The following is a 14,447-nucleotide window of genomic DNA, read 5'->3' on the forward strand; positions in this document are numbered from 1 at the left end:
TTGCCGGGATTTCATTCGCAAACATTCGCCTTTTCAGTGCTGGCGACTCCCCGGTATTTTGCGTAAATTGCGAATCATGACAAACCCCTCCGCAATAGCCGAGCTGCACGAACTGGTGTTGCCCGCGCATGCCAACCACCGCCACACGCTGTTTGCCGGCCAGGGCCTGCAGTGGCTGGCCAAGGCGGCCTTCCTCGCGGCGCGGCGCCTCGCGCAGCGCGAGGTGGTGATGGCCCGCGTCACGCAGGCGGACTTTCTCGCGCCCGCACCGCTGGGCTGCGAGCTGGTGCTGCGCGCCTGGGTCAGCCGCGTGGGCACCAGCTCGATGACGGTCTGCGTCAGCGCGGTGGCCGGGCTGCCGCGCGTGGCGCCCGAGGAGGTGCTCAAGGCGGTGTTCGAGATGGTCGCGGTGGATGCCGCCGGCCGTCCCGCCGCCATCCATTCCAACGATTCAGACAAGGAGTCCATCGCATGAACGCCGTGCCTTCCACCCTCGCCAAACCGAAGAAATCCGTGGCCCTGTCCGGCGTGACGGCCGGCAACACCGCGCTGTGCACCGTGGGCCGCACCGGCAACGACCTGCACTACCGCGGCTACGACATCCTCGACATCGCCGAGGTCTGCGAGTTCGAGGAGATCGCCCACCTGCTGGTGCACGGCAGGCTGCCCACGCGCGCCGAGCTGGCCGCCTACAAGGCCAAGCTCAAGGCGCTGCGCGGCCTGCCCGACGCGGTGACGAGCGCACTGGAGGCCCTGCCCGCCGCCGCGCACCCGATGGACGTGATGCGCACCGGCGTCTCGGCGCTGGGCTGCGTGCTGCCCGAGAAGGACGACCACAACCTGGCCGGTGCGCGCGACATCGCCGACCGGCTGATGGCCTCGCTGGGCTCGATGCTGCTGTACTGGTACCACTTCAGCCACAACGGCAAGCGCATCGCGGTGGAGACCGACGACGACTCCATCGGCGGCCACTTCCTGCACCTGCTGCATGGCGCCAAGCCCGATGATGCCTGGGTGCGTGCGATGCATACCTCGCTGAACCTGTACGCCGAGCACGAGTTCAACGCCTCCACCTTCACCGCCCGCGTGGTGGCCGGCACCGGCAGCGACATGTACTCGGCCGTTGCCGGCGCCATCGGCGCGCTGCGCGGCCCCAAGCATGGCGGCGCCAACGAGGTCGCCTTCGAGGTGCAGAAGCGCTACGCCAACCCCGACGAGGCCGAGGCCGACATCCGCCGCCGCGTGGCGGCCAAGGAGGTGGTGATCGGCTTCGGCCACCCGGTCTACACGGTGAGCGATCCGCGCAATGGGGTCATCAAGGGCGTGGCCAAACGCCTGTCCGAGGCGGCGGGATCGACGCGCATGTTCGACATCGCCGAGCGGCTGGAGGCCGTGATGTGGGAGGTGAAGCAGATGTTCCCCAACCTCGACTGGTTCAGCGCGGTGAGCTACCACATGATGGGCGTGCCCACGGCCATGTTCACGCCGCTGTTCGTGGTGGCGCGCACCAGCGGCTGGGCCGCGCATGTGATCGAGCAGCGGGTGGACAACAAGATCATCCGCCCCAGCGCAAACTACACCGGCCCGGAAGACCAGCGCTTCGTGCCGCTGGACGAGCGGGCCTGAGCCTGCAGCGGGATGACGCGGCTTTACGCAGCGATGCCAGGCGCGATTTACAGTGAGGGTCCCGACGCTGATCCGGAGACCGCCATGACCGCATTCAACCGCCGCCGCTTCCACGCCGCGCTCGCCAGCCTGGCGCTGCCCGCACCCTTCGCGCTCCGGGCCGAGGACCGGTTCCCGTCCCGGCCGCTGAAGATCGTGTGCCCCTTTGCGCCCGGCGGCGGATCGGACTTCATCGCGCGCGTCGCCTCCACGCTGCTGGGCGAGCGCCTGGGCCAGTCCGCCATCGTGGAGAACCGCCCCGGTGCGGGCGGCACGCTGGGCACCGAGCTGGCGCTGCGCAGCCCGGCCGACGGCTACACGCTGCTGCTGGTGGCGGGCAGCTACACCGTGAACCCCGCGCTGTACAAGCTGCGCTTCGACCCGGTGGCCGACATCACGCCGGTGATCCAGCTCTCCAAGGGCGCGTATGTGGTGTGCGTCAACGCCAATGTGCCGGCGCGCAATCTGCACGAGCTGCTGGCCTACGGCCGCCAGAACCCGGGCAAGCTCACGTTCGCATCGGCCGGCAACGGCAGCCACCTGCACATCGTTACCGAGTACCTGTTCGGCATGGCCGGCGTCAAGGCCACGCACGTGCCCTACAAGGGCACGGGGCCGGCGGTCACCGACCTGCTGGCGGGCAACGTGGACATGCTGGTGGCCGGCACCGAGGCGCTGATGCAGCACGTGAAAGCGGGCAAGCTGCGTGCGCTGGCCGTCACCACGGCGCAGCGCCTGCAGGCCTATCCCGACATCCCCTCGGTGGCCGAGGCCGGCAACCTGCCCGACTACGACGTGGTCGCCTGGCACGGCCTGGTGGCCCCCAAGGGCCTGCCGCCCGCCGTGCTGGCCACGCTCAACGATGCCCTCAACGACGGCCTGCAGTCCAAGGCGCTGATCGCGCAGCTCGAGCCTACCGGCGTATCGCCCGCGGGCGGCACGCCGGGCCAGTTCGGCACGCTGATCAAGGCCGAGATCCCGCGCTACGGCAAGGTCGTGCGCGACAACCATATCCACAGCCAATGAGCCTGCTCACCCCCACGATGACTTCCCTCCACCGCCAGCCGCTGCCCGGCACCGGCCTCGACTACATCGACGCGCGCGCCGCCGTCGACGCGCTGCAGCCCGGCGCCTGGGCGCGCCTGCCCTACACCGCCCGCGTGCATGCCGAGAACCTGGTGCGCCGCGCCGACCCGGCCCGGCTCGACGCCTACCTGGGCCAATTGATCGGCCGCAGCCGCGACATCGACTTTCCCTGGTATCCGGTGCGCGTGGTCTGCCATGACATCCTGGGCCAGACCGCGCTGGTCGACTTGGCCGGGCTGCGCGATGCGATTGCCCAAGCGGGTGGCGACCCGGCGGCCGTGAACCCGGTGGTGCCGGTGCAGCTCATCGTGGACCATTCGCTGGCCGTGGAGTGTGGCGGCTTCGACCCCGAGGCATTTGCGAAAAACCGCGCCATCGAGGACCGCCGCAACGAGGACCGCTTCCACTTCATCGAATGGACGAAGAAGGCCTTTGCCAACGTGGACGTGATCCCCGCGGGCAACGGCATCATGCACCAGATCAACCTGGAGAAGATGTCGCCGGTGGTCTACGTGCAGGACGGCCTGGCCTTCCCCGACACCTGCGTGGGCACCGACAGCCACACGCCGCACGTCGATGCGCTGGGCGTGATCGCGGTGGGCGTGGGCGGCCTGGAGGCCGAGAACGTGATGCTGGGCCGCGCCTCGTGGATGCGCCTGCCCGATATCGTCGGCGTGGAGCTGACCGGCCGCCGCCAGCCGGGCATCACCGCCACCGACATCGTGCTGGCGCTGACCGAGTTCCTGCGCCAGCAGAAGGTGGTGGGCGCCTACCTCGAGTTCTTTGGCGACGGTGCGCGCAGCCTCAGCATTGGCGACCGCGCGACCATCTCGAACATGTGCCCTGAGTATGGCGCCACCGCCGCGCTGTTCGCCATCGACGAGCAGACCCTGGCCTACCTGCGGCTCACCGGCCGCGACGAGCCGCAGGTGCAGCTGGTCGAGACCTATGCGAAGACCGCGGGCTTCTGGGCCGATACGCTGGCCGAGGTGCAGTACGAGCGCGTGCTGCAGTTCGACCTCTCCAGCGTGGTGCGCAACATGGCCGGCCCGTCGAACCCGCACCGCCGCCTGCCGACTTCGCAGCTCGCCGAGCGCGGCATCGCCGTCGACCTGGACCAGGCGCGCGCGCAGGAGGCGCAAGGGCTCATGCCCGATGGCGCCGTCGTCATCGCCGCCATCACCAGCTGCACCAACACCAGCAACCCGCGCAACGTGATCGCCGCCGGCCTGTTGGCGCGCAATGCCAACCGGCTGGGCCTCGTGCGCAAGCCCTGGGTCAAGACCTCGCTCGCGCCAGGCTCCAAGGCCGTCGAGCTGTACCTGCAGGAAGCCGGCCTTTTGCAGGAACTGGAACAGCTCGGCTTCGGCATCGTCGCCTTTGCCTGCACCACCTGCAACGGCATGAGCGGCGCGCTCGACCCGCAGATCCAGCAGGAGATCATCGAGCGCGATCTCTACGCCACCGCCGTGCTCTCGGGCAACCGCAATTTCGACGGCCGCATCCACCCGTATGCCAAGCAGGCCTTCCTGGCCTCGCCGCCGCTGGTCGTGGCCTATGCGCTCGCCGGCACGGTGCGCTTCGACATCGAGAACGACGTGCTCACGGTGGCCGATGGCCGCGAGATCCGCCTGAAGGACCTGTGGCCCAGCGACGAGGAGATCGACACCGTGGTGCAGGCCGCCGTGAAGCCCAGCCAGTACCGCGCGGTGTACGAGCCCATGTTCGCCATCCGCGCGGGTGATGGCGAGCGCGTGGCGCCGCAGTACGGCTGGCGCGCGCAGTCCACCTACATCCGCCGCCCGCCTTATTGGGACACCGAGGGCGTCGGCGCGCTGGCCGCGAACCCGCGCACGCTGCAAGGCATGCGCGCGCTAGCCCTGCTGCCGGACAACATCACCACCGACCACCTGTCGCCATCCAACGCCATCCTGCCGGACAGCGCGGCCGGCGAATACCTCGCAAAGATGGGCCTGCCCGAGGAGGACTTCAACTCCTACGCCACGCACCGCGGCGACCACCTCACGGCCATGCGCGCCACCTTCGCGAACCCGCAGCTGGTCAACGAGATGGCCGTGGTCAACGGCGTGGTGAAAAAGGGGTCGCTCGCGCGCATCGAGCCCGAGGGCCAGGTCGTGCGCATGTGGGAGGCCATCGAAACCTACCTGCACCGCCGCCAGCCACTCATCATCATCGCCGGCGCGGACTACGGCCAGGGCTCGAGCCGCGACTGGGCCGCCAAGGGCGTGCGCCTGGCCGGCGTGGAAACCGTGGTGGCCGAAGGCTTCGAGCGCATCCACCGCACCAACCTCATCGGCATGGGCGTGCTGCCGCTGGAGTTCCTGCCCGGAACCAACCGCAAGACCCTGGGCCTGGATGGCACCGAGACCTACGACGTGGCCGGCGCGCGCACGCCGGGCGCGACGCTCATGCTGCTCATCCAGCGCAGGAGCGGCGAACACCTGGCGGTGCCGGTGCGCTGCCGCCTCGACACCGCCGAGGAAGTCTCGGTCTACGAGGCCGGCGGCGTGCTGCAGCGCTTTGCGCAGGATTTTTTGGAGTCAAACAGGGTTGTGGAGGCCGTGCAGTAAGCGTGATAAGCTATTAAAATATGAGCAAATCACCCTGCTTCATCGCCGCCGCCCTGGCAGCATTGGCCCTGGCGCTGCTGTCCGGCTGCGCCAGCGGGCCCGGGCGGCAGATGTACATCCAAACCTTCGACGGCGCCTTCGTCGCCAGCGACGGGAATCTGTACCTGTTCACGCCCATCGGCGACCAGACCCTGCGTGTGGATGCCGCGCCGTTCCGGGCCTACCGCGCCTTGATGGACAGTCCGCTGCAATCGGCCGTGGCCTGCGCGCGCATGTACCTGCGCATGGACTGGCAAGACCCGGCCAACCAGGGCCGGGTGGACGGCCGCTACGGCCTGCTGTTGCGCGCCGAGCAGGTGACGCCGGCGCAGGCCGCGCAGTTCGGCCTGCAGCGGCTGAAAGTCACGGCCCAGGAGGCCGCCATTGCCGACAACGTGACCCGCAAGCTGTCGCGCCCGCCGAACGGCGACTACGAGTTTGCGCTGGACCCGGCCTGCAAGCTGCCCGCCACCGGCGGCAGCTACTACAGCGCGGTGTTCCAGAGCCAGGGCCAGTGGGTGCAACTGCCCGACCGCGCGGCGCTGGCCGCCCGCAGCCGCTGGCCCCAGCCTATCGTGGCGCGCATGGATCGCACGAACCCACCCTCCGCGTCCTCGGGCTCGGCGGTAGCGGGCGCAGCCGGCGAAATGCTCGGCGCGGCCCTGGCGCCGGTGGCCCTGCCGGTGTTCGTGCTGGCCATTCCCTTCCTCGGACCCGACCATTGGAAATGACGATGCTTCCCCAGATCCGCATTCCCGCCACCTACCTGCGCGGCGGCACCAGCAAGGGCGTGTTCTTTGCGCTGCACGACCTGCCCGAGGCTGCGCAGCGGCCCGGCGCCGTGCGCGATGCCATCCTGCTGCGCACGCTCGGCAGCCCCGACCCGTATGGCAAGCAGATCGACGGCCTGGGCAATGCCTCGTCCAGCACCAGCAAGGCGGTGATCCTGTCGCGCAGCACGCGGCCCGGCCACGACGTGGACTACCTCTTCGGCCAGGTGGCCATCGACCAGCCCTTCGTCGACTGGAGCGGCAACTGCGGCAACCTGAGCGCCGCGGTTGGCCCCTGTGCCATCCACCTGGGCCTGGTCGATGCTGCGCGCATTCCGCAGGACGGCCTGTGCACCATCCGCATCTGGCAGGCCAACATCGGCAAGACCATCGTCGCCCACGTGCCCATCGTGGGCGGCCAGGTGCAGGAGACGGGCGACTTCGAGCTGGACGGCGTGAGCTTTCCCGCCGCCGAGGTGGCGCTCGAATTCCTCGATCCGGCCGACGAAGGCGAGGATGGCGGAGCGATGTTTCCTACGGGCCAGTTGGTCGATACGCTGGAGGTGCCGGGCGTGGGCAGCTTCGCGGCCACGCTGATCAACGCGGGCATCCCCACGATCTTCCTCAACGCGGCGGACCTCGGCTACATCGGCACCGAGCTGCAGGGCGCTATCAACGGCGACAAGGCGGCGCTGGCGCGCTTCGAAACCATCCGCGCGCACGGCGCGTTGAAGATGGGTCTGATCAACGATCTGGCCGAGGCCGCGATGCGCCAGCACACGCCCAAGATCGCCTTCGTCGCGCCGCCGGCCAGCTACACCGCGTCGAGCGGCAAGCGGGTCGAGGCCGCCGGCATCGACCTGCTGGTGCGGGCCCTGTCCATGGGCCAGCTGCACCACGCGATGATGGGCACGGCGGCCGTGGCCATCGGCACGGCGGCGGCGGTGCCGGGCACGCTGGTCAACCTGGCGGCCGGTGGAGGCGAGCGCAACGCCGTACGCTTTGGGCACCCCTCGGGCACGCTGCGCGTGGGCGCTGAGGCCCGTCTCGTGGACGGCCAGTGGCAGGTGACCAAGGCGCTGATGAGCCGCAGCGCGCGCATCCTGATGGAGGGTTGGGTGCGCGTGCCGGGCGAGGTGCTCGCAGGGTGACAATGGTCCATCCACCGGCCCCTTCACCAGGAGACTCCATGCACCCCATCCGCCGCACCCTGCTCGCCTTCGCCGCGTTGGCCGCCGTCCTTCCCGCCGCCCGCGCGCAGGACGCCTGGCCGAGCAAGCCCGTCAAGCTCATCGTGCCCTATGCGGCGGGCGGCTTTGCCGACACGCGCGCCCGCAAGATCGGCGATGCGCTGGGCAAGGTGCTGGGCCAGCCCGTCATCGTGGACAACCGCGGCGGCGCGGGCGGCGTCACCGGCACCGACCTGATCGCCAAGGCCACCGACGGCCATACCTTCGGCTTTGGCTCGCCGGGCCCGCTGGTCACCAACCCCATGCTGATGAAGAAGATGCCCTACGACGCCGAGAAGGCGTTCAAGCCCATCATCCTCATCGAGCAGGCGCCGTTGTTCCTCACCACCGCACCCAACCAGGACTTCAAGTCCGTCAAGGAGCTGGTGGACTACGCCCGCGCCAACCCCGGCAAGCTCAGCTACGGCTCGTCGGGCGTGGGCGGCGCGCACCACCTGTCGGGCGAACTGCTGGCCTTCCAGACCAAGACCGAGATGACCCACGTGCCCTACAAGGGCGGCGCGCCGGCCGCGGCCGACCTGATGGGCGGGCACCTGGCCTTCATGTTCGAGATGGGCTACTCGGCGCTGCCGTCCATTGAGGCCGGCAAGATCCGGGCGCTGGCCGTCTCCAGCCGCCAGCGCGTGAAGGTGCTGCCCGACGTGCCCACGCTGCAGGAGGCTGGCATCAAAGGCTTCGAATCGTACAACTGGCTGGGCATGATCGCGCCGGCCAGCACGCCCGATGCCGTGGTCGCCAGGCTCAACCAGGCGGTGAACGAGGCGCTGAAGCAGCCCGGCATCCGCCAGATGATCGAAGGCAGCGGCGGCATCGTCGTCGGCGGCTCGCCCGAGGCCTACGGCCAGTTCATCGCGCAGGAGCGCACCCGCTGGGGCCCGGTGATCCGCAACGCCCACATTTCTCTCGATTGATCCAAGCCACCATGAATACCAAGCAGCAACTGAGAAAACTGGTCGAGGCGCGCCGCGGCGTGCTCGTGCCCGGCGCGTTCAACGCGCTGTCCGCCAAGGTCATCGAAGACCTGGGCTTCGAGGCCATCTACGTGACCGGCGCGGGCGTGACCAATATGTGGTTCGGCATGCCCGACCAGGGCTTCATGGGCTTGGCCGAGATCGCCGACCACACGGCACGCATCCGCGACACGGTGAACGTGCCGCTGCTCGTCGACGCCGACACGGGCTTCGGCAATGCGCTCAACGTCTACCACACGGTGCGCACGCTCGAGCGCGCCGGCGCCGACTGCATCCAGCTCGAGGACCAGGTCGCGCCCAAGCGCTGCGGCCATTTCTCGGGCAAGGAGGTGATCTCCACCGACGAGGCGGTGAGCAAGATCAAGGCCGCCGTCGATGCGCGGCGCGACGCGGACTTTCTCGTCATGGCGCGCACCGACGCGGCCGCCACGCACGGCTTCGAGGCCGCGGTGGAGCGCGCGCAGCGCTTTGCTGAGGCGGGCGCCGACATCCTCTTCGTCGAGGCCGTGACCAGCGCCGACGAGATCCGCGCGCTGCCGCAGCGCCTGGCCAAGCCGCAGCTGATGAACATGGTGATCGGCGGCAAGACGCCGATCTTCAACGCCGACCAGCTGGCCGAGCTGGGCTACGGCATCGTGCTCTACGCCAACGCCGCGCTGCAGGGCGCGGTGGCCGGCATGCAGAAGGCGCTGACTGTGCTGCGCGACGAGAAGGAAGTGCAGGAATCGAGTGGCCTGGTGGCGCCGTTCGCCGAGCGGCAGCGGCTGGTGGGCAAGCCGCAGTGGGATGCGCTGGAGAAGCGCTATACCTGACGCCCCCGGCCAGTCTCCCCACCCCTTCTGGCTGCGCCTGGGGCGTGGCGTTTGCGGGGTGGCATGCGCGTCGGAGCGCGCATGCTTCGTTATCTGACTCGCCGGGGATGTTCGAGCGGAGCGCCTTGGCGCGGAGTCGAGTTCCACGGCGCACCCCGCAGACGTCACGCCACAGGTTGCCCCAACGCCTTGGCGTTGGGGTCGCAGACAGTCGGGGCGTTTTCTTTGCCTACTTTCTTGCACGCGCAAGAAAGTAGGTCGGCCGCCGGGCCGAAACCCCGGCCTCGGAAATCAAAAAAGAGAGCTGCTACCGCTCATTCCTATTGAATTCCAATGTGTTTATTCATTGAAACCAAGAGTGAAAAAGCGGTGGCGGCTCTTATTTTTGATGAAGCCAGGCTTTCTCAATCACCACCCTGCAGCGCCGTCACCGCAATCGCACACAGCACATCCTCCATGCTGCAGCCGCGCGACAGATCGTTGGCCGGCCGCCTCAGGCCCTGCAGCAGCGGCCCGATGGCGGTGGCGCCGCCCACGCGCTCGGCCAGCTTGTAGCCGATGTTGCCGGCGTTCAGGTCGGGAAACACCAGCACGTTGGCGTGGCCGCCCACCGCGCTGTCCTTCACCTTGCGGCGCGCGATGTCCGGCACCAGCGCGGCGTCGAGCTGCACCTCGCCGTCCACCTTCAGCGCCGGGTCGCTGGCGTGCAGCAGCGCGGTCGCCTCGCGCACCTTGTCGACCAGCTGGTGGTTGGCGCTGCCATTGGTCGAGAACGACAGCATCGCCAGGCGCGGCTCCTCGCCCAGCAGCTGGCGCGCGCTCTGCGCGCCGGCGCGGGCGATCTCCACCAGCTCGGGGGCGCTGGGGTTCACCACCAGGCCGCAGTCGGTGAAGATCAGGCCGTGCGGCTCGTCGCTCGCGCCGGCCAGCGCGCCGGGGCGCGTGATCATCAGAAAGAAGCTCGACACCAGGCTGGCCTGCGGGTGCTTGCCGATGATCTGGATCGCGGCGCGCACCACGTCGGCCGTGGTGTGCACGGCGCCCGAGACGCAGCCGTCGGCCCGGCCGGTGGCGACCAGCAGGTGGGCCAGCAGCAGCGGCTCGCGCACCTGCTGCCGCGCCTGCTCCAGCGTCAGGCCCTTGTGGCGGCGCAGCTCGAACAGCGCCTGGGCCAGCGCCTCGGCCTCGGCGGCGGGCAGGTCGTCGGGGTGCAGGCGCTGGGGACCGCCGGGGCTGGCGGTGTCCGTGCGCCGGGTCGAGATCAGCACGATGTCGGCCACGCCGGCCTGCTGGGCCAGCGCGCCGGCCGCGGCCACGCGCTCGTCGTCGCCCTCGCACAGCACGATGCGGCGGCGCTGCTGCGCGGCGCGCTCGAAAAGGCCGCGCAGCAGCGCGTTGCCGAGCAGAGCGGGCGGCAGCAGCTCGACCCCTTGGGAGGCGGTCAGTGCTTCAGCCACGACCGCTCCTTTGTGCGGCCAGGATGGCCTCTTGTTGCTGGGTGCGGGCCAGCGTGCCCTGGCCCCAGCGCACCCGCACGAAGTAGGCCACCAGCAGCAGCGCCAGGCTCACGAAACCCAGGGCCAGCGGCGTGCGCTGGTCGGGGATGAAGGCCATGGCGACCATGATGGCGACCATGCCGACGATGGCCAGGTAGGTCAGCCACGGGAAGCACCACATCTTCACCTTCAGGCGCTCGGGCGCGGTGCGCTCCAGGTAGCGGCGCAGGCGCAGCTGGGCGATGGCGATGGAGATGTAGACCATCAGCGCCACGGTGCCGTAGGAGTTGACCAGGAAGGCGAACACCGTGTCGGGCGAGACGTAGGACATGACCACGGCGCCGTAGCCGAACAGCGTGGCGAACAGGGTGGCGCGCACCGGCACGCCGTTCTTGCTGAGCTTGGCCAGGGCCATGGGCGCGTCGCCGCGCTTGGTCAGCGCGAACAGCATGCGCGACGAGGCGTAGATGCCCGAGTTGAGCGCCGAGAGCACGGCCGTCAGCACCACGGCGTTCATGATGTGCGGCGCGTAGGGGATGCCCATGGACTGCAGCGCGCTCACGTAGGGCGTGGCGATGCCCTGCGAGTTCCAGGGGATCAGGCAGACCACCAGCAGCACCGAGCCGACGTAGAACACCAGCACGCGGGTGATGACCGACTGCGTGGCCTTGGCCACGGCCTTCTCGGGCTCGGCCGTCTCGGCGGCGGCGATGGTGACGATCTCGGCGCCGAAGTAGAAGCCCGTGGCCGCCACGGCCGCCGTCAGCACCGGCACAATGCCCTTGGGCATGAAGCCGCCGTGCTCGGTGAGGTTGCTGAAGTTGGCGCTGACGCCGGGCCACAGCCCGCAGACGTAGAGCGCGCCCAGGAACAGGAAGACCACGATGGCCGCCACCTTGATGGAGGCGAACCAGAATTCGAATTCGCCGAAGGACTTGACCGAGAACAGGTTGGTCAGCGTCAGCAGCAGCAGCAGCACGAGGCTGATGATCCACGACGGCCACTCGGGCATCCAGAAGCGCACCAGGTCGGCGCCGGCCACGGCTTCGAGCGCCACCACGATGACCCAGAAGTACCAGTACATCCAGCCGGTGAGAAAGCCCGCCAGGTCGCCGACCTTGGGCTTGTCGGCCCAGGCGATGCGGGCGTACTGGTAGAACGAGCCGACGATGGGCTGGGCCACGGCCATCTCGCCGAGCATGCGCATCACGAGGATCACCAGGCAGCCGGTGAGCAGGAAGGACAGCACCACGGCCGGGCCGGCCGACTTGACGACCACGCCGCTGCCGACGAAAAGGCCGGCGCCGATCACGCCGCCCAGCGCGATCATGCTCATGTGGCGCTGCTTGAGGGTGTGCTTGAGCGCGTCGCCCGCGCCTTCTTGTTGGGATGTCGAGGAATCGACTTGCATGGGAGTCTCCTAGTTGCTCGTCTCGCGGCAGCTCTTGTGGTGGTGGCTGCTGGCGCGCTGCTTCCGTGGCCGTGGGCGGCCAGGTGCGGAAGTGTGGGGCACAGCCTCTCCCCAGCCCGCATGGAGATGCGGGCGCAAAGCGGGGAGGAGGGAGTGCGCCGGGGCCGGGACGGGCCCCCCGGGCGGCAGGCGCCCGGCAGGATGGCGGGGGAGCGGCCCGGGGCGGGCGCCCCCCGGCCGGTACTTAGACGTAGTCCTTGTACTTGTCCAGCATGCGCACGGGCTTGGCCAGCGCGTCGCGGCGGAAGGGGTCGCCCAGCTCGCGGGTGCACATGACTTCGATCACGCAGGTCTTGCCGTGGTTCATCTGCAGGTCGATGGCCTTCTGCAGCGCGGGGCCCACGTCCTCGAGGCGGTCGACCACGATGCCTTCGGCGCCCATGGCCTTGGCCATGGCGGAGAAGCTCTCGTTGTCAAGCTCGCCGGCGACGAAGCGGCGGTTGTAGAAGTCCACCTGGTTCTTCTTCTCGGCGCCCCACTGGCGGTTGTGGAAGACCACGGCCGTCACCGGGATGTCATGGCGCACGGCGGTCATGATCTCGACCATGCTCATGGCCCAGGCGCCGTCGCCGGCATAGGCCACGGCGGGGCGGTCGGGGCAGGCCAGCTTGGCGCCGATGATGGTCGGCAGCGCGTAGCCGCAGTTGCCGAAGCTCATGGGTGCGAAGAAGCTGCGCGGCTCTTCAAAACGCAGGTAGCTGTTGGCCACCGAGTTGATGTTGCCGATGTCGGTGGAGACCATCACGCGCGGGGGCATGGCCTTTTCCAGCGCGCGCAGCACCTGGCGCGGGTGCAGGTACTCGCCGCCGCTGAAGGGCTTCTCGCCCTTGGCCTCTTCGATCATGTCGAGGCTGTAGGGGTCCTTCTCGTGGGTCCACTCGTCCAGCTCCTTCTCCCAGGCGGCCTTCTCGGCGGCGATGGTCTGGGCGCGCTCGGCCTTGGTGGCGTCGGCCGCCAGGGTCTTGCTGGCCAGGCGCTCGGTCAGGGCCTTGGCCACGGCCTTGGCATCGCCATTGATGCCGACGGTAATCTTCTTGACCAGGCCGATGTTGGTGTGGTCGGCCTCGACCTGGATGATCTTGGCGTTCTTGGGCCAGTAGTCCATGCCGTGCTGCGGCAGCGTGCCGAACGGGCCCATGCGCGAGCCCAGCGCGATCACCACGTCGGCCTGGGCGATGAGCTTCATCGCGGCCTTGGAGCCCTGGTAGCCCAGCGGGCCGGCCCACAGCGGGTGGCTGGCGGGGAAGGCGTCGTTGCGCAGGTAGCCGGTGGCCACCGGGGCGCCCAGGCGCTCGGCCAGGGCCTGCAGCTCCTTGACGGCATCGCCCATGACCACGCCGCCGCCGGCCAGGATGACCGGGAACTTGGCGGTGGACAGCAGCTCGATGGCCGCGTTCAGGGTTTCCTCGCCGCCGGCGCCGCGCTCGATGCGGATGGGCTTGGGGATCTCGCACTCGATGGTGCCGTAGAAGTAGTCGCGCGGGATGTTGAGCTGGGTCGGGCCCATGTCGCTCATGGCGCGGTCAAAGCAGCGGGCGGTGAACTCGGCCATGCGCTTGGGGTTGCACACGTGGCCCTGGTACTTGGTGAACTCCTGGAACATCGGCAGCTGGTTGGCTTCCTGGAAGCCGCCCAGGCCCATGCCGTTGGTGCCGGTCTCGGGCGTCACGATCACCACCGGGCTGTGCGCCCAGTAGGCGGCGGCGATGGCCGTCACGCAGTTGCTGATGCCGGGGCCGTTCTGGCCGATGGTCACGCCGTGGCGGCCGCTGGCGCGGGCATAGCCGTCGGCCATGTGGGCCGCGCCCTGCTCGTGCACCACCGGGATCAGGCGGATGCCTGCCGGGGCGAAAATGTCCATCGCATCCATGAAGGCCGAGCCCATGATGCCGAACATGTCGGTGACGCCATTGGCCACCATGGTTTCCACAAAGGCCTCGGAAGGCGTCATCTTCTGCACGCCTTGAACGACGGTGCGTTGATCCTGACTCATGGCATCTCCTTTAAAAAATGGAACAAATTGTTCTGCATTTTGCATGCGAGGTCATTTTTGCGGAGACACAGGGGCTTGTCTAGAACCAGTACGCTTGCATCCTAGGAACCAGCGCCCCGCCGCGCAGGCGGTGGGCGCCCCGCACAGGGCCAGAACAGGGCGCGTGGGCGCTGGATCCAAGAATATGAGAGCTGCTGGCGCTTGATCTGCAAGGTTTTTGGATATAAAACCATCTGAAACCAATGCATGGAAAGCGCGAGCAGCTACGTTTTTTGTATAAACGGCGTGGTAGGCACTTTCCCC

At 68.8% G+C, this 14,447-nt stretch carries 11 protein-coding genes; 8 read left to right on the forward strand and 3 right to left on the reverse strand.

All coding sequences use genetic code 11. The features are described 5' to 3' along the window. The first annotated feature begins 76 nt into the window (after positions 1–76). The 8 genes from ACYVKR_RS21265 to ACYVKR_RS21300 all read left to right on the forward strand — a co-directional run bounded on the left by ACYVKR_RS21265 (position 77) and on the right by ACYVKR_RS21300 (position 9,184). On the forward strand, positions 77–475 hold the full coding sequence (locus ACYVKR_RS21265) for an acyl-CoA thioesterase (RefSeq protein ID WP_460482970.1): 399 nt from the start codon (positions 77–79) through the stop codon (positions 473–475). Beyond that, positions 472–1,626 (forward strand): 2-methylcitrate synthase, encoded by a 1,155-nt coding sequence (gene prpC, locus ACYVKR_RS21270; protein ID WP_460482971.1) that lies wholly within the window; start codon positions 472–474, stop codon positions 1,624–1,626. The genes ACYVKR_RS21265 and prpC overlap by 4 nt, the downstream gene beginning before the upstream one ends. A gap of 84 nt (positions 1,627–1,710) precedes the next feature. Next, complete coding sequence (locus ACYVKR_RS21275; RefSeq protein ID WP_460482972.1) at positions 1,711–2,691, forward strand: tripartite tricarboxylate transporter substrate binding protein; 981 nt, start codon at positions 1,711–1,713, stop codon at positions 2,689–2,691. 17 nt (positions 2,692–2,708) lie between these two features. Then, complete coding sequence (gene acnD, locus ACYVKR_RS21280; protein ID WP_460483198.1) at positions 2,709–5,342, forward strand: Fe/S-dependent 2-methylisocitrate dehydratase AcnD; 2,634 nt, start codon at positions 2,709–2,711, stop codon at positions 5,340–5,342. Positions 5,343–5,362: 20 nt separating this feature from the next. Further along, complete coding sequence (locus ACYVKR_RS21285) at positions 5,363–6,112, forward strand: hypothetical protein (protein ID WP_460482973.1); 750 nt, start codon at positions 5,363–5,365, stop codon at positions 6,110–6,112. Then, positions 6,109–7,302: a 2-methylaconitate cis-trans isomerase PrpF gene (gene prpF / locus ACYVKR_RS21290; protein WP_460482974.1), complete on the forward strand. Its 1,194-nt coding sequence runs from the start codon at positions 6,109–6,111 to the stop codon at positions 7,300–7,302. The genes ACYVKR_RS21285 and prpF overlap by 4 nt, the downstream gene beginning before the upstream one ends. A gap of 38 nt (positions 7,303–7,340) precedes the next feature. Next, positions 7,341–8,312, forward strand: a complete 972-nt coding sequence (locus ACYVKR_RS21295) for a Bug family tripartite tricarboxylate transporter substrate binding protein (protein ID WP_460482975.1) — start codon at positions 7,341–7,343, stop codon at positions 8,310–8,312. 11 nt (positions 8,313–8,323) lie between these two features. After that, on the forward strand, positions 8,324–9,184 hold the full coding sequence (locus ACYVKR_RS21300; RefSeq protein WP_460482976.1) for an isocitrate lyase/PEP mutase family protein: 861 nt from the start codon (positions 8,324–8,326) through the stop codon (positions 9,182–9,184). Positions 9,185–9,588: 404 nt separating this feature from the next. Here the strand turns inward: ACYVKR_RS21300 and pta are convergent, their stop codons facing one another. From pta to xsc, 3 genes are all read right to left on the reverse strand, one after another. Further along, positions 9,589–10,575, reverse strand: a complete 987-nt coding sequence (gene pta / locus ACYVKR_RS21305) for a phosphate acetyltransferase (RefSeq protein ID WP_460483199.1) — start codon at positions 10,573–10,575, stop codon at positions 9,589–9,591. Between the two features lie 58 nt (positions 10,576–10,633). Beyond that, positions 10,634–12,091, reverse strand: a complete 1,458-nt coding sequence (locus ACYVKR_RS21310) for an amino acid permease (RefSeq protein WP_460482977.1) — start codon at positions 12,089–12,091, stop codon at positions 10,634–10,636. Between the two features lie 244 nt (positions 12,092–12,335). Further along, entirely contained in the window at positions 12,336–14,144 is a 1,809-nt protein-coding gene (gene xsc / locus ACYVKR_RS21315) for a sulfoacetaldehyde acetyltransferase (protein ID WP_460482978.1), read from the reverse strand. Positions 14,145–14,447 lie beyond the last annotated feature (303 nt).

Source organism: Comamonas humi (genome assembly GCF_054782535.1).